This window comes from Longispora urticae, assembly GCF_053902585.1.
Window position 1 is genome coordinate 304,978 of record NZ_JAQZSH010000027.1, and the last position, 16,642, is coordinate 321,619.

At 72.6% G+C, this 16,642-nt stretch carries 17 protein-coding genes; 7 read left to right on the top strand and 10 right to left on the bottom strand.

What is annotated here, in order from left to right; genetic code table 11:
• The first annotated feature begins 54 nt into the window (after positions 1–54).
• The 3 genes from PT931_RS17650 to PT931_RS17660 are packed head-to-tail and all read left to right on the top strand — an operon-like array spanning position 55 to position 2,194.
• Positions 55–1,053 carry a sugar kinase gene (locus tag PT931_RS17650; protein WP_456246819.1) on the top strand — a complete coding sequence of 333 codons (999 nt, stop codon included), beginning with the start codon at positions 55–57 and terminating at the stop codon, positions 1,051–1,053.
• The gene (locus PT931_RS17655) at positions 1,050–1,796 is read left to right on the top strand and encodes an IclR family transcriptional regulator (protein ID WP_456246820.1); all 747 of its coding nucleotides are present in this window, start codon (positions 1,050–1,052) and stop codon (positions 1,794–1,796) included. Before PT931_RS17650 ends, PT931_RS17655 begins: the two co-directional genes overlap by 4 nt.
• Positions 1,793–2,194: a RidA family protein gene (locus tag PT931_RS17660; RefSeq protein WP_363728328.1), complete on the top strand. Its 402-nt coding sequence runs from the start codon at positions 1,793–1,795 to the stop codon at positions 2,192–2,194. The genes PT931_RS17655 and PT931_RS17660 overlap by 4 nt, the downstream gene beginning before the upstream one ends.
• A 282-nt stretch (positions 2,195–2,476) precedes the next feature.
• Here the strand turns inward: PT931_RS17660 and PT931_RS17665 are convergent, their stop codons facing one another.
• From PT931_RS17665 to PT931_RS17690, 6 genes are all read right to left on the bottom strand, one after another.
• Positions 2,477–3,301 carry an alpha/beta hydrolase family protein gene (locus PT931_RS17665; protein WP_456246821.1) on the bottom strand — a complete coding sequence of 275 codons (825 nt, stop codon included), beginning with the start codon at positions 3,299–3,301 and terminating at the stop codon, positions 2,477–2,479.
• Positions 3,302–3,552: 251 nt separating this feature from the next.
• Positions 3,553–3,831 carry an Lrp/AsnC family transcriptional regulator gene (locus PT931_RS17670; protein ID WP_363728330.1) on the bottom strand — a complete coding sequence of 93 codons (279 nt, stop codon included), beginning with the start codon at positions 3,829–3,831 and terminating at the stop codon, positions 3,553–3,555.
• Between the two features lie 190 nt (positions 3,832–4,021).
• On the bottom strand, positions 4,022–4,639 hold the full coding sequence (locus PT931_RS17675; protein ID WP_456246822.1) for a nucleotidyltransferase family protein: 618 nt from the start codon (positions 4,637–4,639) through the stop codon (positions 4,022–4,024).
• A gap of 40 nt (positions 4,640–4,679) precedes the next feature.
• On the bottom strand, positions 4,680–5,135 hold the full coding sequence (locus PT931_RS17680) for an NUDIX hydrolase (RefSeq protein ID WP_456246869.1): 456 nt from the start codon (positions 5,133–5,135) through the stop codon (positions 4,680–4,682).
• Between the two features lie 79 nt (positions 5,136–5,214).
• Positions 5,215–6,972, bottom strand: a complete 1,758-nt coding sequence (locus PT931_RS17685) for a RelA/SpoT family protein (RefSeq protein WP_456246870.1) — start codon at positions 6,970–6,972, stop codon at positions 5,215–5,217.
• Between the two features lie 63 nt (positions 6,973–7,035).
• Entirely contained in the window at positions 7,036–8,448 is a 1,413-nt protein-coding gene (locus tag PT931_RS17690) for a DEDD exonuclease domain-containing protein (RefSeq protein WP_456246823.1), read from the bottom strand.
• Positions 8,449–8,598: 150 nt separating this feature from the next.
• Here PT931_RS17690 and PT931_RS17695 point away from each other — a divergent pair, with 150 nt between their 5' ends.
• From PT931_RS17695 to PT931_RS17710, 4 genes are read left to right on the top strand one after another with little or no spacing between them, the layout of a single operon-like run.
• Positions 8,599–9,933, top strand: coding sequence for an NYN domain-containing protein (locus PT931_RS17695; protein WP_456246824.1), 1,335 nt, complete (start codon positions 8,599–8,601; stop codon positions 9,931–9,933).
• Entirely contained in the window at positions 9,930–10,802 is an 873-nt protein-coding gene (locus PT931_RS17700) for a hypothetical protein (protein ID WP_456246825.1), read from the top strand. The genes PT931_RS17695 and PT931_RS17700 overlap by 4 nt, the downstream gene beginning before the upstream one ends.
• Positions 10,799–12,028, top strand: coding sequence for a M48 family metallopeptidase (locus PT931_RS17705; protein ID WP_456246826.1), 1,230 nt, complete (start codon positions 10,799–10,801; stop codon positions 12,026–12,028). The genes PT931_RS17700 and PT931_RS17705 overlap by 4 nt, the downstream gene beginning before the upstream one ends.
• 55 nt (positions 12,029–12,083) lie before the next feature.
• On the top strand, positions 12,084–13,202 hold the full coding sequence (locus PT931_RS17710) for a glycosyltransferase family 4 protein (RefSeq protein WP_456246827.1): 1,119 nt from the start codon (positions 12,084–12,086) through the stop codon (positions 13,200–13,202).
• A gap of 54 nt (positions 13,203–13,256) precedes the next feature.
• Here the strand turns inward: PT931_RS17710 and PT931_RS17715 are convergent, their stop codons facing one another.
• From PT931_RS17715 to PT931_RS17730, 4 genes are all read right to left on the bottom strand, one after another.
• A complete protein-coding gene (locus tag PT931_RS17715) occupies positions 13,257–13,703 on the bottom strand; it encodes a diadenosine tetraphosphate hydrolase (RefSeq protein WP_456246828.1) in 447 nt (148 codons plus the stop codon).
• Between the two features lie 131 nt (positions 13,704–13,834).
• Positions 13,835–14,275 carry a hypothetical protein gene (locus PT931_RS17720; protein WP_363728339.1) on the bottom strand — a complete coding sequence of 147 codons (441 nt, stop codon included), beginning with the start codon at positions 14,273–14,275 and terminating at the stop codon, positions 13,835–13,837.
• Positions 14,276–14,369: 94 nt separating this feature from the next.
• Positions 14,370–15,035, bottom strand: coding sequence for a response regulator transcription factor (locus PT931_RS17725; protein WP_363728340.1), 666 nt, complete (start codon positions 15,033–15,035; stop codon positions 14,370–14,372).
• Complete coding sequence (locus tag PT931_RS17730; protein ID WP_456246871.1) at positions 15,028–16,638, bottom strand: sensor histidine kinase; 1,611 nt, start codon at positions 16,636–16,638, stop codon at positions 15,028–15,030. The genes PT931_RS17725 and PT931_RS17730 overlap by 8 nt, the downstream gene beginning before the upstream one ends.
• Positions 16,639–16,642 lie beyond the last annotated feature (4 nt).

A 16,642-nucleotide genomic window follows, 5' to 3' on the forward strand; every position in this document is an offset into this window, starting at 1 on the left:
CGCTAGAGTCGTTGTAGCATCACCGTGACCAGGTGGGCAAGACAAAGGGGTCCGATGACAAAGCTGGCCGTCTGCCTGGGCGAGTCGATGGCGGTCCTGGTTCCCGCCACCCCCGGCCCGCTCGACGAGGTCGAGACCTTCCGGCGCGGCATCGGCGGCGCGGAGTCCAACGTCGCCCGGGGCCTCGCCGCGCTCGGCAACCGCACGGCCTGGCTCAGCCGGGTCGGCGACGACGGCTTCGGCCGGCACCTGGTCGAGGCCCTGCGCGCCGACGGCGTGGACGTCACCGGCGTCGAGACCGACCCCGACCGCCCCACCGGCCTCTACGTCAAGGAGATCGGCGCCGGCCTCCCGCACGACCTGCCTGTGGGCAGCAGCCGGCTGCACTACTACCGGGCCGGTTCGGCCGCCTCCGCCATGGGCCCGGAGTTCGTCGAACGCCCGGCCGTGGCCGCACTGCTGGCCGAGGCGGACGTGCTGCACCTGTCGGGCATCACGGCGGCGCTCTCCGACAGCTGCCTGGCGTTGCTGCACCATCTCATGATCGGGCGTCGGGCCGGTCAGGTGGTGAGTTTTGACCTGAACTGGCGGCCCGCCCTCTGGCGGGACTACGACCCGGCCGTCCTCCGCCCCCTGCTCGACGCGGCCGACATCGTGCTCCTCGGCGCCGACGAGGCGCTGTCCGCGTTCGGCGTGAACACCCCGGACAAGCTGCGCGAACTCCTGCCCGCGCCCCGCGCCCTGGTCATCAAGGACGGGGCGCTGCGGGCCACCACGGTCGACCGGGACGGCGGCTGCGTGACGGAACCGGCCCTCGCGGTGCAGGTCGTGGACGCGGTGGGCGCGGGCGACGCGTTCGCCGCCGGGTACCTGACGGGCGTGCTCCGGGGCCTCGACGAGCCGCGCCGGCTGCGGATGGGGCACCTGTCGGCCGCCGCGACCCTGGTGGTGACGGGGGACCACGGCGTGCCGCTGGGCCTCGACCACCTGCTGGACGCGAGCCCCGCCGAGTGGGCGGCCACCCGGATCACCGCCGCGACGGCCCCCGCATGAGCCAGAGCCTCTCCCGCGCCCTCCGCCTCCTGGTGGAACTCGGCAGACAACCCTGCTCCCTCGACGACGCCGCCCGCGTCCTCGACGTGCACAAGAGCACCGCCCTCCGCCTCCTGCGCACCCTCGAGGAGGACCGGTTCGTCTACCGCGACCCCTCCTTCCGGTACCACCTGGGCTCCCAGTTCTTCGCCCTCGCCACCACGGCCCTCGACCAGCGCCAGGTCCGCACCGCCGCCGGCCCGCACCTCACCGCGCTCGCCGCCGCCACCGGCCAGACCGTGCACCTGGCCGGCTACGAGGACGGCCACGTCGTCTACTGGGACAAACGCGACGCCGCCCACACCGTCCGGATGTACTCCCGGATCGGCCTCCCCGCCAGCCCGCACACCGCCGCCGTCGCGAAGGTGCTGCTCGCCGACCTGGACGAGTCCGAGCGCCGCCGGATCGCGCAGGCCATCACCTACACCCCGCACACCCCGCGCACCCTGACCGGCCCCGCCGCCCTGCTGGCCGAGCTGGCGGCCGTCGCCGACCGCGGCTACGCCGTCGACCACGGCGAACACGAGGCCTTCATGAACTGCGTGGCCGCCCCGGTGCGGGGCCCCGACGGCCGGGTGACGGCCGCCGTCTCGATCTCCGTGCCGGACTTCGTGCTCGACTACGAGCGGGTCCTCGCACTGGTGCCGGAACTGCTCGGGGCCACCCGGGCGATATCGATCGACTGTGGATGGAGCGCGCCATGACCACCAAGACCGCCGTACTCACCGACGGGGCCCCCGCGCCCGCCTGGGTCTTCTCCCAGGGCATCCGCAAGGGCCCGATCCTCCAGGTCTCCGGCCAGGGCCCCCAGGACCCGGCCACGAGCGAGTACCTGCACCCCGGTGACGTGAAGGCCCAGACCCTGCGCACCCTGGAGAACGTCCGGGCCGTGGTCGAGGCCGGCGGCGCAACCATGGAGGACGTCGTCTCGCTCCGGGTCTACCTGACCACCCGGTCGGACTTCGCCGCCATGAACGAGGTCTACGGCGCGTTCATCAAGGAGCACGTGCCCAGCGGGGTGCTGCCGTGCCGGACGACGATCTTCGTCGAGTTGCCGCACGAGGCGATGCTCGTGGAGATCGACGCGATGGCGGTGCTGTAGATCAAAACCAGGTGATGGTTACGCCGCGTTTCCGGGCGGGCGCGCATCGGCACTTCTGAGCCCGCGGCCCCCGGGGGTGGGTCGCCACGCGCCAGCCCTGGGGGTGCGCCGTTCCCTGGGGGCTCGCTCCAGGGCGGGGCGGGCGCCAGCCCGTCAGGGTGGGCCGTTCCCTGGGGTGCGCCGCCGCACAGCCGCCTGTCCGGGGGAGGTGCCGGCTCGCGCCAGCCCGTCAGGGTGGACTGTTTCCCCGGGTGTGCCGCCGCTGTCCGCCGTGTGGGCGCGTTACAGGTCCGCCACGAACCGGGCCACCTGGCCGGCCAGCGGGTCCGCCGACCGCACCCAGGTGAAGTGGTCCACCCGCTCCGGCGCCCGGTAGTGCGTGCGGGTCACCTGGGCCCCGGACAGCTTCCCGACCAGGTGCTCCAGCGTCGACGAGGGCGTGAAGTGGTCCCCGGCGACGCTGACCGCGAGCACCGGCAGGTCCACGGTCCCCAGCGCCTTCTCGGCGTCCACCCCGCCCAGGGCCGGGAACCGCCCGTGCCGCGACGTGTACGCCCAGTCCCGGATCACGCCCCGGGACTGGCGGCCGGCGAAGCCCCAGCCCGGCCAGTACCCGATCAGGCTGGCCCCCGCGTAGATGGTGTGGCTGAACGCGAGGACGCCGAGCCGGCGCTGCTTGTACACCCGGTAGTACGGCAGGCCGGTGGCGAGCAGCAGCAGGCCGTCCACCCCGGCGGTGCCGACCCGGGAGAGGTGCAGGGACGCGAGCTGCCCGCCGAGGGAGTGCCCGGCGAGGAGCACCTTGCGGCCGGCCGTGCGGTCGGCGATCGCGTCGAACACGGTCTGCACGTCCCCGACCAGCTCGGCGAGGCCGTGCCGGCTGGCGCGCACCGGACGCGGCCGGCTGCTGCCCGTGCCGCGCAGGTCCGGGATGATCACGGTCAGGCCGTGCCGGGCGAGGGCGGCGGCCCACGGGCGGTAGTAGCCGGCGGGCACGCCCATCGCGGGCAGGAACACGACGACGGGGGAGTCGGGCGCGGCGTCGGGGTAGACGTGCACCCCGAGGCGCTGCCCGTCATGGTCGAGATGGATCTGCTCGAACGTCACCCCGCTATCCTACTCGCGAGTAGGTAACGGGGCGAGGCCCATTGTCAGCCCGGACAGGGCCGGTGCGTCGGTGCGCCGAAGGAGGCCGCGCGCCCGGAGGCGCCGATCCGTAGCAGCCCACCCCGGAGCGGGTGCGCCCTGACGGGCTGGCGCATGCCGGCCACACCCCTCCGGGGCCGCGCCCCGGGAAGTGCCGATGCGTGCCGGCCCAGAGACGCGGCGTAACCCTCACCCGCTGTTGATCTGGGGTCTTACTCCAGACCGATGGAGAACGTCTCCTCGAGGTCGTGCTTCGAGTACGCGCGGAACGCGATGTGCGTCTCCGTCTTGATCACGCCGGGCACCTTCGAGATGCTGCCGGCGATGACCTCGGCGATCTGCTCGAACTCGCGGACCCGGACCATGGCGATCAGGTCCACGTGGCCGGCGACGGAATAGACCTCGCTGACGCCGGGGAGGTTGGCGCACGTGTCGGCCACCTCCGGGATCGAGTCGGCGGCGCAGTCGATGAGGACGATGGCGGTGATCACCGTGAACTCCCGGGGTCGGTAGGTGCGTTCATGCTAACCGGGGCCGGCGGCGGGCGGGCGACCAGCCGTCGGAGTGGGCGGGTCCGGTGCCCGGATTCGCCGTCGTCCGGCCAGGACGCGGCACGTGGCCGGCACCCCGACCTCGTGCCGCGGCACGTGGCCGGGACCCCGATCTCGCCCGCGTTCCGGCCTAGACGTGCCCGGCGGCCAGGGCGTTCGCCCGGGTGTAGTCGGCCGGCGTGCCGCAGTCGATGTAGGTGCCGCCGAACTCCCGGACCTCCAGCAGCCCGGCCCGCTCGGCCGGCCGCCACGCGGTGAGCACCAGGTGCGACAGCACCGGCTCCAGGTCCGCGACCACCCGCCACGGCAGCAGCGAGGCCCCGGCGAACACGTGGTCCCCGAACGCCCACTGCGCGCCCTCGGCGGGCACGCCCAGCATCCGCACCTTGTCGCCGTCCCACCCGTCGAGCAGCACGGACAGGTCCCCGCCGTGCAGGTACGCGTCCCCGTTGAGGACGAGCACCGCCCGGCCGGCGATCCAGCCCCGCAGGTTGCCCACGGATCCCGAGCTGCCGAGCAGTTCCTTCTCGACCTCGACGTGCGCCCGGTTGCCGACGTGCGCGACGATCAGGTCGGACAGGTGGAACGCGTTCACGGCGGTGTCCATGCCTTCGACCAGCGCGAACGCCCGGTCCAGCAGGGGGACGCCGCCGACGGGCAGCAACGGTTTGGGCGTGGTCAGGGTGAGCGGGCGCATCCGGGTGCCCTCGCCGGCCGCGAGGATCAGGGCGCAGATGCCGGCGTTCACGGCGCGCCGCCAGCACGGCCCGGCGTGGAACGGACGGCGGTCACGGCGCGTCCGCCTGGTCGCCCGCCTGCGGCCCGTACCCGTACCGCCCGATCAGCCCGGCCGTCGACCTCGTCAGCTTCGGCATCGCGTCCACGTCGAACCACCGCGCCTCGATCACCTCCGCCGGGTCGATCTCCAGCGGCACGTCGGTGGCGACCCGGGTGGTGAACACCATGTCGACCCAGCCGCCGAGGTAGTGCACGACCGCGTTCGGGTTCATCGGGGTGAGCTGCTCCGGCTGGACCGGCAGCCCGGTCTCCTCGCGCACCTCGCGGGCCGCGCCCACGATCGGCTTCTCCCGGCGGTTCAGCAGGCCGGCCGGCAGCGACCAGGCCCGGCCGGGCGGTTGGCGGAGCAGCAGGATCTGGCGTTCGTCGGGGCTGAGCACGAGCGTCACGGCCCCGATGATGTACGTCGGCGAGAGCACCCGCACGAGGCGGTGCCGGACCTTCATCGGGAGCCGGTAGAACGTCCGGTAGGCGAGCTGTCGGACACTCACGCGCCCGCCCGGGGGCCGGATCGGAGGGTGGAGGTCATCCGGCCAGCGTAGCCGCGTCCGGTTGGTCCACCGCGCGGATCAGCTTCTGCACGATCTCGGCCGCGACGAGCTTGCGTTCCGCGACGGCGATCAGCAGCGCGTCCAGGTCCGGGTAGCCGAGGCTCCGGGCCAGGTCACGCAGCGGGTGGTCGCTGGCCAGCGCCCGGTTGTGCTGCCGCAGCGCCAGGCCGATCGCGGACCGGCCGAGCCGGAGCTTGTTGCCGAGCGACACGGGGGCGGCGGTCTGGGCGATGTCCTCGCCGTACCCGTGCTCGGCGAGCCACTGGGTCACCTGGATCCGCGCGTGCGGGCTGCGGATGAACTCCAGCCAGTCCGCGGAGGGCCGGACCGGCTCGTCCCCGATCGTCGCGTGGATGATCTCCACCCGGTCCCCGTCGGACAGCGGCGCGGACAGCGGCGACAACCGGCCGTTGATGTACGCCCCGATCATCCGGTCGCCGTCGCCCAGTGTGTACGCCAGGTCCACCGGTGTCGCCTCCGCCGGCAGGGCCACCTGCGCGCCGCCCGTGGTGAACACCTGGATCTGGTCCTCGGAGAGGTCGCAGTGCAGGGCGTTGAGGAAGTCCGCGGCGTCCACCGCGTCGCGCTGCCAGTCCAGCAGCCGGTGCAGCCACTGCAACTGGTCGGGGTTGCTGCGCTCGGGGTTGGCGTTGCCGTCGGCGACCCGGAACTGGGCCACGATGCCGTACTCCGCCGTCTCGTGCATGTCGCGGGTCCGGATCAGCAGCTCGACCGGCTGGTCACCCGGGCCGAGGACCGTGGTGTGCAGCGACTGGTAGAGGTTGAACTTCGGACTGGCGATGAAATCCTTGAAGCGGCCCGGGAGGGGCCGCCACAGTCCGTGCACCGCGCCGAGGGCGGCGTAACAGTCGGTGTCGGGGCCGCTGACGATGATGGCGAGGCGGGGCGGGTCGTAGATCTGGCCGCGCTTCACCTTGTCACTGTGTATGGACCAGTGGTGGCGCTGCCGTTCGGCGATGTCGGCGTGCACCTTGACGGTGCGCAGCTCGCTCAGGATCTCGCCGGCGACGGCGGACAGGTACGGGGTGCGGTCCGGCTGGGCGCGGAAGTACTGGTCGACCTGGGCCCAGCCGGACGGATCGAGATGGAAGAAGACGATGTCCTCCAGCTCTCGTTTGATCCGTTGGATACCGAGCCGGTCGGCGAGCGGGATCAGCACCTCGCTGGTGGCCTTGGCGATCCGGGTCTTGGAGGCCGAGCCCCGGGCCCCGAGGGTCCGCATGTTGTGCACCCGGTCGGCCAGCTTGATGATCAGGACCCGGATGTCGCGGCCCGCCGACAGCATCATCTTCCGGTACGTCTCGGCCTCGGCCGCCGCCCCGTAGAACGCCTTGTCGAACTTCGTGACCCCGTCGACCAGGTAGGACACCTCGGTGCCGAAGTCGGTGTTCAGCGCCTCGAGGGTGTAGTTCGTGTCCTCGACCGTGTCGTGCAGGAGCGCGGCGACCAGCGTGATCGTGTCCATGCCGAGGTCGGCGAGCAGTTGCGCGACCGCGAGCGGGTGGGTGATGTACTCCTCGCCGCTCTTGCGCATCTGGCCCTTGTGCGCGCGCTCGGCTACCTCGTACGCCCGGCGGATGACAGCCGGATCCGCCCGCGGGTGCAGCTTCCGATGGGACTGGACCACGGGGTCGACCGGCGAGACCGGATCGTTGTTGCTGTTTCCCCAGGGCAGAACCGAACGGAGCCACTGTGCGGGTAGATGCGGCATGCTGGCGTCAAGCGCCACTCGACACCCCCTCCCCGACAGTCGGAATGGGACCTAATACAGATCCTAACGATCCAAACGCTCCGTGGTCGACCACTTGTTGGTATGTATTTCCGCCCTGGCGAGTAGATCGGTCCACCGCAGGGCCCCGTCCGTGGGGGTCGACCACCCCGCTGTACTGGACACCAAGCGGGTTTCGGGCTTCTCCAGCCACGTGTGTAACAGATCGGTCTCTTCCAACGCCTCGGTCGGTCCGAGCACCGTCTCGGCGGTCGCGAGGAGCAGATCGAGGGTCGGCCGCGGGTGCTGGCGCGGCGGGGACGCGCCCGCGGCGGCCAGCCGGCCGTGCCGGATCACACTGATCTCCCAGCCGCCCGCCGTCGTCGGCCGGGCCGCGACCAACTCGGGGACGGCGGCGAGCGAGCCCAGCCGGGCCACCCGGATCGCGCCCCGCAGCAGCCGGGCGAGTTTGGTCCGCTCGACGGCCGCCTCCTCGTACCGCTGGGAGGCGGCGAGCCGGTCGATCCGGCCCAGGTGCCGCTTGACGCTGCTGTCGAGGTCCTTCAGCGGGCGGGGCGGCCGGCGCGGGTACTTCGACCGTTTGTTGTACGGAGGCTGGTGCGCCACGATCATGCGCAACTCGCGGACCTCCGCCTCCAGGGCGTGCGCGCACTCCACGGCCTCGATCCGCTCGGCCAGCCTGATCATCGAGGTCATTCTCGCGCGGTTCTCCGAGGCGGTGAAGTAGCTGTTCACCCGAGTGGCGAGATCCGAGCTCGTCCCGACGTACAGCGGGAGGTCGTCGGCGTCGCGGAAGATGTAGACCCCGGGCGCGCTGGGGATGCCCCGGGCCAGGTGCCGCTTGAGCCGGCGCTCCGGGTCGGAGGTCTTCATGTAGGCCGTGAGCTCGTCGAACGTGTCGACGTGCTTCAGTCGCCCGAGCAGGCCGTGCAGCACGTCGACCGTCGCGCGGGCGTCGTCGAGGGCCCGGTGGATCGGCTCGGTGTCGGCCCGGAAGAACGCGGCCAGGGTGCCGAGCTTGCAGTTGGGCACCTCGTCGCGGCTCAGGGTCTTGCGCGCCAGGGGGACCGTGTCCAGGGTGCGCGCGTTCGGCCAGGGCCGGCCGGTGCGGGCGCACGCCGCCTTGAGGAAGCCGATGTCGAACGGCGCGTTGTGGGCCACGAGCACCGCGCCCTCGGCCCACGCGAGGAACTGCGGCAGCACCTCCGCGATCGGCGGCGCCTCGATCACCATCGCGTCGGTGATCCCGGTCAGCACCGAGATGTACGGCGGGATCGGGCCGCCCGGGTTGACCAGTGTCGAGAACTCCCCGAGCACCTCGCCGCCCCGCACCTTGACCGCGCCGATCTCGGTGATCTCCGAGCCCTGCGGCGAACCGCCGGTCGTCTCCAGGTCCACGACGACGAAGGTGACATCCCGCAGCGGCTCGCCGAGGTCGTCGATGGTGGTCTGTAGCACCGGGACACCGTACCCGTGGGGTCCGACACCGCCCGTCACGTGGCCGCGCGGACGTGGGCGGTGAGACACTACTGGGATGTACCGCCCCGCCGCGAACCCGACCGCGCCGTACGGCCCCGCAGGCCGCCCGTCGTGCGGTGCCGTGGCGTCATGACGGGCGAGGAGTACACCCCGGACATTCCCGACGCCGAGCCGCAGCTCCCGGAGCCGGTCCGGCAGCGGGTCATCGCCCTGGTCGCCGGAGCTTTGTCGGGTTTGCCGTTCGATGAGGTTCCTGCGGCGCTCAAGAAGATCGCCAGATTCGCCCCGAATCGTAGGGCGCGGCTGGGCGGTCCGCTGCTCGCCGCGCACGTCGCCGCCGACCCGCTGTTCCGGCAGCGGATCGGCAAGAAGGTGCTGGAAGAGGCCGGCGAACTGGGCGAGGCCCTGATCGAGGGCGCGTGCCCGGCGGCGGCCGACCCGGTCGAGGTGGCCGCGCTGGCGTACCTGACCCGGCCCGAGGGCTGGCTCGACCTGGTCGAGGCCACCGCCGAGGCCGTGCGCGCCGAGGCCGACAGCGCCGCCGTCGAGGAACGGATCCACTCCGCCGAGGCCCGGGCCAACCGCGCCGAGCACGAGCGCAACACCACCCGCGTCGAACTGGACCGGGCCCGCGACGAGCTGGCGAAGCTGCGCGCCGAGGCCAACCAGCTCCGCGAGGAGAACCGGGGCCTGGCCCGCGCCGTCCAGGAGTCGGAGCGCAAGGAGAAGAAGGCCACCGAACTCCTGGGTATGGAGAAGGGCCGCTGGACCAAGGCGGCGGCCGACCACGACGCCGAACTGCGCCGGATGCGCGCGAAGGTGACCGACCTGGAGGGCGCGCTGGAGACGGCCCGGCACACCGGCCGCGACGCCCGGGCGCTCGGCGACGCGCGGACCTGGCTGCTGCTGGAGACGATCAGCCAGGCCGCCCAGGGCCTGCGCCGCGAACTGTCCCTGGAACCCACCACCCGGCTGCCCGCCGACTTCGTGGCCGAGGTCGCCGCGGACCTGCCCGACAAGCTCGCGTCCAGCGCCCGGGCCCTGGAGGCCAACGACCCGGCCCGGCTCGACCAGCTCCTGTCGTTGCCGAGAGTTCATCTGGTCGTCGACGGGTACAACGTGACCAAGACCGGCTTCGGTGAGTTGTCATTGGAGCAGCAACGGACCCGGCTCGTGACCGGGCTCGGCGGCATCGCGGCGCAGACCGGGGCGGAGGTGACCTGCGTGTTCGACGGAGCCGAGCGGATGCACGGCCTGCCGCCCACCCCGCGCGGGGTCCGCGTCCTGTTCAGCAAGAAGGGCGAGACGGCCGACGACCTGATCCGCCGCCTCGTGCGTGCCGAGCCCTCGGGCCGCCCCGTGGTCGTGGTCTCCACCGACCGGGAGGTCGCCGACGGGGTCCGCCGGCACGGGGCGTACCCGCTGAGTTCCGAGACCCTGCTGCGGAGGCTCAACCGGAAATGACGCGCTGGCCCGCGATCGACCGAGCCCCCGCCGGGCCGGTCAGCCGCGCCGTCGCGATGGCGGTCCTCGTGCTCGTCGCGCTGTCCCTGGCCGGGCCGCCCGGGCTCGCCCCGGCGACGATCCGCAAACGCCTCGTCGGCGACGCCGCGACCCGGCCCGCGCCCCTGCCGTGGATCGACCGCAGCTCCGACACCGTCCTCGTCCTCGGGCACCCCGGCGGGGAGCGGCTGATGGGCCGGATCCTGTGGCCCGCCACCGCGGCCGTGAAGGTCGTCACCGAGGTGTGGCCCGACTGGCCCCGGCACGTCACGATCATCGTGCCGGCCGACGTGGACGAGCTGCGCGCCCTCATCGACGAGGACGGCGACCTGGCGCACGTGGCCGCGCTCACCGATCCCGGCGGCCGGGTGGTCGTCAACCCGGAGGTGTTCGGCGGGCTGTCCCCGGCCGGCCGGCAGATCGTGCTCACCCACGAGATCACGCACGCGGCGGTCCGGGCCACGACGTCCGACCGCACGCCGTACTGGCTGGCCGAGGGCCTCGCGGAGTACGTGGCGCACCGGGGCAGCGCCACCCGGGACCGCAGCGTCGCCAAGGAGCTGGCCGACGAGGTGCGGCTCGGCCGGCTGCCCGCGCGGCTCCCGGCCCGGGCGGACTTCGCGGGTCCCCGCCAGGCCCAGGCGTACCAGGAGGCGTGGCTGGCCTGCCGCTTCATGGTCGAACGGGCCGGCGAGGCGACCCTCAAGCAGGTGTACACGAGAATATCGGCGGGCGCGGTGGTGGACACCGTGCTCCGCGAGGAGCTGGGCCTGGGCGAGGCGCACCTGGTCGCGCACTGGCGGGAGTACGTGGAGAGGCGGCTCGGATGAGAACCACCGCGTGGTGGGTACTGGCCGGCCTGGCCATCCTGATCGCCGCGATCCTCGTGTTCCTGGTGCCCTGGGCCCCCACCCCGCCGAGGTCCGAGCAGCTGGCCGCCCTCGGGGAGTTGCCTGCCGACAAGGTGGCCCGGGCCCGGGAGTTCCACACCGCGCTGCGCCCCGGCAGCTACGGGGCCCTGCTGCTCGGCCTGGCGCTGTCCGTGGTCCTCGGCCTCACCCCGCTCGGTGCCCGGCTGATCGGGCTGCTGCCGGCGCACTGGCTGGTCCGGGGCGTGCTCGGCGGCCTGCTGCTGGTGACCCTCGCGCAGCTGCTGACCCTGCCCGTGGCGGCGTGGCAGGAGACGATCCTCCGCCGGTACGGACTGTCCACCCGGGACTGGGGCTCGTGGGGCGGGGACGTGCTCAAGGGGTACCTGCTCAGCGCGGTGCTGTCCGCCGTGGCCCTCGGCGCGTTCTACACCCTGGTCCGGTACGCGCCCCGCTGGTGGTGGGCGTTCGGCGCGGCCGGGGCGGCGCTCGTCGTGGTGCTGCTGTCGTTCGCGCTGCCCGTGCTGGTCGAGCCCGTGTTCAACAAGTTCGTGCCCCTGTCGGAGGGGCCGCTGCGGTCGACGCTGATGGAGCTGGCCGCCCGCGACGGCGTACCCGTCAAGGATGTCCTGATCGCCGACGCGTCCCGCCGGACCCGCGCCGTGAACGCCTACGTCTCCGGGCTCGGCCCGACCCGCCGGATCGTCGTCTACGACACCCTGCTCAAGGAGGCCCCGCCAGAGGAGGTCGCGTCCGTCGTCGCCCACGAACTGGGCCACGCTAAGGACAACGACGTGCTGTTGGGTACCGTGACCGGCGCGTTGGGCGCCGCGGCCGGCGTGATCGGGCTGTACCTCCTCGGCGGCTGGACCGGGCTGCTCCGCCGGGCCGGGGTCGACGCGGTCACCGACCCGCGCGCCCTGGCGCTGCTGTTCGCCGTCGCGGGGATCGTCGGCCTGCTCGCCGGCCCGGTCCAGAACCTGGTGTCCCGGCAGGTCGAGGCACGGGCCGACCGGCACGCCCTGACCCTGACCGGCGACCCGGACACGTTCGGGGCGATGCAGCGCCGGCTGTCGCTGGTCAACCTGGGCGACCCGGACCCGCCCGTGGTGGAATACCTGCTGTTCTCCAGCCACCCGTCCGCCGTGCAGCGGATGGCCGTGGCCCGCACCTGGAAGAAGCCCTGATGACCACACCACGCCCGTCGCCGACGCGGTCCCGCGCGCACCGGGGGACCCCGGCATGACGACGCTGCTCGTCACCAACGACTTCCCGCCCCGCCCCGGCGGCATCCAGTCGTTCGTGCACGCCCTCGCCGTGCGCCAGCCCTCGCTGGTCGTCTACTCGTCGACCTGGCGGGGCGCGGAGTCGACCGCGTTCGACGCGAAGCAGCCGTTCGAGGTGGTCCGCGAGGACACCGGGATGATGCTGCCGACCAGGGCCGTCGCCCGCCGGGCCGCCGAGATCGCCCGCGCGCACGGCTGCGACTCCGTCTGGTTCGGGGCCGCCGCCCCGCTGGGCCTGCTCGCGGAGGGCCTGCGCCGCCGCACCGGCATCGAACGCGCGATCGGCCTCACCCACGGCCACGAGATCGGCTGGGCCAAGCTGCCCGGGGCCCGGGGGCTGCTGCGCCGGATCGCCCGGCACACCGACGTGCTGACCTACCTGACGGAATTCCAACGGGTACGCCTCGCGCCGGCCCTCGGCGAGCTGACCACCCTCGAACGGCTCGCGCCCGGCGTGCAGGTCGACACGTTCCACCCGGGCGTGGACGGCACGGCGATCCGCGCCCGGCACGGCCTCGGCGACCGCCCCGTCATCGTCTGCGTGTCCCGCCTGGTGCCCCGCAAGGGCCAGGACACCCTGATCCGGGCGCTGCCGGCCGTGCTCCGCCGGGTACCCGACGCCCGGCTGCTCCTGGTCAGCGGCGGCCCGTACCGGTCGAAGCTCGTCAAGCTCGCCGCCCAGGTCGGCGTCTCCGACGCGGTCGTGTTCACCGGCTCCGTCCCGTACGAGGAACTCCCCGCGCACTACGCGGCCGGCGACGTGTTCGCGATGCCGTGCCGGACCCGGGCCGCCGGCCTCGACGTCGAGGGCCTGGGCATCGTGTTCCTGGAGGCCAGCGCCGTCGGGCTGCCCGTGGTGGCCGGCAACTCGGGCGGCTCGCCGGACGCCGTGCTGGAGGGGGAGACCGGCTACGTGGTCGACCACGACTCCCCGGCCCTGGTGGACCGGCTGGTGGACCTGCTCACGGACCGCGACCTGGCCGCCCGCCTCGGCAAGGCCGGCCGGGCCTGGGTCGAGAAGGAGTGGCACTGGGACGCCCAGGCGGACCGCATGAAGGCCCTGTTGCACCCCTGAGACGAGAACCGGCCCGCGCCCGGGTAAAGGGGGGCGGGCCGGTCGTCGTAACGGCTAGGAGAGCGTGCTGGCCGGCAGCGTGTACGCCGTCGCCATCAGTCGTTCCAGCTCCCGGGTGATCGCCTTGCGCAGTCCGTCGTGGTCGCTGCACAGCTGCCACTCCGGATGCGTCCACCGGTCCCGGGTGTAGCGCCGCACCGGCCCGCTGCGCATCTCGGGCGGCTCCCACGCGTACCTCGGGAAGACGTGCGCGTGCAGGTAGTGGTCCTGGTTGCCGAGGATCTCGTAGTTGATCCGGCGGAAGTGCGGGTCGTCGCCGTTGCAGGCGTTGAACACCGCCTCGCCCAACAGTGCCATGTCGGTGAGGAACTGGGTCCGCTCCGCCAGGGGCAGGTCCGAGAGGTGCTCGGCGTCGTCGATGTCCGACAGCAGCACGCAGTACCCCGGAAGGAACTGGGTGTCGCCTATGACGGCGAAGCCGCTGCGCATCTTCGCCAACACGGTCGGATTCTCACCGCGTCGGGCCGCTCCGATGCGGTCCTCCCGCCAGTCGCCCATCGCTCCTCCAAATTGGTCGAACGGTCGGAGGTTACCCAGTTCCTGCGCCGGGCGCCATGGATGCATTTGTTTTGTCACCTTTTAAGCCATCCGAGGTACCAGTCGATGGTCTCGCGTAGTTCGGCCGCCCCCGTCGCCGAGCGCCGTTCGAGCCTGCGGGCCGCCGTGCGCATGCACTCGGGCGCGGCCAGCAGCACGATCTCGGGATCCACCCCGTACGCCTCGCACAGGCCCTCGATCCGACGCAGCCGGTCGGGCTCCGCGCGGAACCCGAACTCGCTGAACGGTCGCAGAGAGATCGGCGCGATGGCCCAGGTGAGCTGGCAGAGGTCGATCAGCGGGCTCCGGGCGCCGGACAGTTCCCAGTCCAGGTAGCCGGCGGGCCGGGGCGCGCGCGGGGCGCGGGCGTGGCGTTCGCGCAGCTGGCGGCCGAGTTGGCGCAGGCCCTGCTCGCCGCGGAGCACGGCAGGCCAGGGGCGACGCGTGACGATGTCGAGGAGGGGCGTGGCCTCCACGGATCCCCCTTGCGGTTGTGGCACCTATTTTGTCCGAAATAGACGTGATAATAGGTACCACAACCGCAAGTGTGGATACGTGGCGCCTGACAGGCTAGAAGCGCTGCTTGTCCGGTGGCTCCAGGATGCCGAGCCGCAGGGCCGTCATCAGCGCCTGCGCGCGGTTGGCGGCACCCAGCTTCTCGTACAACTTGGAGATGTGGGTCTTCGCCGTCGACTCCGACACGTAGAGCTGCTTGGCGATGCCGGCGACGCTCATGCCGTCGGCGAGCAGCTTCAGCACCTGCCCCTCGCGGGGCGAGAGCTGCGGCCCGGACGGGGCCAGCCGGCGCTTCATGGCCTCGGCCAGGTCGGCGGCGGTGAACGCGTTCGGCGTGCTCGCCGCGTGCCGTGCCGCGGCCACCACGTCGTCGGCCGGCGAGCTCTTCGGCACGAAGGCGCTCGCACCCGCCTCCAGGGCGCCGAAGAGCTGGTCGTCACCCGCGTACATGGTGAGCACCACGATGCCCATGGTCGGGTTGTTCTTCCGCAGTTCGCGGGTCGCGTCGAGACCGCTGCCGTCGGGCAGCCGCAGATCCATGATCACCACTTCGGGCGACAGTGCGGCGCACAGCCGCAAAGCATCCGCCGTGGTGCCGGCCTCGCCGACCACCTCGAACTGCGGGTCGCGGTCGAAAGCATGCCTCAGACCCTTGCGGATCAGGTCATGGTCGTCGACCAACAGCACCCGGGTCGGTTCGCTGGACGTCGGGTCACTCATCTTTGATGCCCACCCCCTCTGATGCCGATACGCTACCGTGCCGGACAGCCGTGCCTAACACCATCACCACCGTCGTGCCCCGTGGGTCGCGGGGGGCGATGCTCAGATCGCCGCGGATCCGCTCCGCGCGCTCGGCCATGATGGCCAGCCCGTAGCTGCCGTCAGCGGGGCCGTCCCCGATGCCGGCACCGTCGTCGGAGACCTCGATTCGAGCGTACGGGGGATCAACCTCGCAAGTTACCCACAGGTTCTCCGCCCGCGCGTGCTTCCGTGCGTTCGTGATGGCTTCCTGGGCGATTCTGAGCAATTCGCCCTCAATCGCCGCCGGAAGTCGGGAAGTTGACTCATCCAGGGACAGATGCACCCGGAGTCCGGCGGACGAACCGATCGTCCGGGCGTAGTCGGAGATCGCCGCCGCGAGGCCGCCGTGCCGCTCCACCTCGCTGCGCAGCTCGAACAGGCTCAGCCGCAGCTCCGTGATGACGCGGGTCACCTCGGTGCGCAGCTCCTTGAGGTCGTTCTCCGCCCCCTCGCTGCCCGGCGGGAGCTGGGCGAGCGCGTTGTCGATGCCGTAGCCGACCATCACCAGCTCCTGGGCGACCCCGTCGTGGATCTCCCGGGCCAGGCGCTGGCGCTCCTCGCTCGTGGCCAGCGTGCGCACCTCGTCGAACAGCAGCGCGGCCTCCAACCGGAGCGCGGCGGGGCCGGCCAGCTCGGCGACGCGCGCGACGACCTGCGCCGGGTACGCCCCCGGCTTGTCGCTCTCGATCGCCAGCAGCCCGATCGTGCGCACCCCGGCCATCAGGGGCACCACCAGGGCCGACACCTCGCCCTTGGCGGCGGCCCGGGACCGCGACAGCGACCGGGACACCACCTGGGGCTGCTGGGTGGCCCACGCGTCCGCCACGGCGCTCTCGGAGTCCACCGACGTCTCCCAGTCGACCCGGTCCACGCCGAACTGGGCGAGCACCACGAGCCGGCCGCCGCCACTGGCCCCGAACACCGCGGCCCGGTCCAGGCCGGCCGCCTCGCGGACCTCGTCGAGCATGTGCGCCGCGATCCCGCCCGGGTCCAGGGTGCCGCCGGGCAGGTGCCGGGCGACCGTCCGGAGCTGGGTGAGCAGCCGGGTCGCCTCCGCGTACGGCTGGGGCCTGTTCCGGGTCGCCAACGCCCGGTGCAGCGCGCCCCCGAACGCGGCGGTGGCCGTCGAGATGGCCAGCCACTGCACGGCCGTCAGCAGGTTGTCCGAGCGGCTGAAGTTGCCGGTGAACGTCCCGCTGCCGAGCAGCCCGATCCCGGCCATCGCGACCAGCAGGAACGCCTCGGCGGCGCCCCGGTACAGGGCGGCGCTCATCACCGGGGCGAGCAGGTAGGGCAGGAGGGTCCAGCCCTCGTCGGCCAGGGCCACCGCGCCGATCACGGTCACGATGGTCTCGGCGGCGCGGCCGGCCCGGCCGTACACCGGATGGGTCGGTCTCAGGGTCGCCGGCAGCGCGGCGATCGTCAGGAGACCGATCCACACCAGGGTTCTCGGGTCCTTCGTCGCCACCAGGCTCAGGATGGTGACGAGCGCCAGGAGTCCGAGGCGGACGACGGTGGTGATGGTG

Excerpts from the sequence above, each read along its gene's own strand:
- PT931_RS17725 (WP_363728340.1), bottom strand. The coding sequence starts at position 15,035 with ATGAGTGACCCGACGTCCAGCGAACCGACCCGGGTGCTGTTGGTCGAC.
- PT931_RS17700 (WP_456246825.1), top strand. The coding sequence starts at position 9,930 with ATGACGCGCTGGCCCGCGATCGACCGAGCCCCCGCCGGGCCGGTCAGC.
- PT931_RS17685 (WP_456246870.1), bottom strand. The coding sequence starts at position 6,972 with ATGCCGCATCTACCCGCACAGTGGCTCCGTTCGGTTCTGCCCTGGGGA.
- PT931_RS17680 (WP_456246869.1), bottom strand. The coding sequence starts at position 5,135 with ATGAAGGTCCGGCACCGCCTCGTGCGGGTGCTCTCGCCGACGTACATC.
- PT931_RS17695 (WP_456246824.1), top strand. The coding sequence starts at position 8,599 with ATGACGGGCGAGGAGTACACCCCGGACATTCCCGACGCCGAGCCGCAG.
- PT931_RS17660 (WP_363728328.1), top strand. The coding sequence starts at position 1,793 with ATGACCACCAAGACCGCCGTACTCACCGACGGGGCCCCCGCGCCCGCC.
- PT931_RS17705 (WP_456246826.1), top strand. The coding sequence starts at position 10,799 with ATGAGAACCACCGCGTGGTGGGTACTGGCCGGCCTGGCCATCCTGATC.
- PT931_RS17650 (WP_456246819.1), top strand. The coding sequence starts at position 55 with ATGACAAAGCTGGCCGTCTGCCTGGGCGAGTCGATGGCGGTCCTGGTT.
- PT931_RS17710 (WP_456246827.1), top strand. The coding sequence starts at position 12,084 with ATGACGACGCTGCTCGTCACCAACGACTTCCCGCCCCGCCCCGGCGGC.
- PT931_RS17655 (WP_456246820.1), top strand. The coding sequence starts at position 1,050 with ATGAGCCAGAGCCTCTCCCGCGCCCTCCGCCTCCTGGTGGAACTCGGC.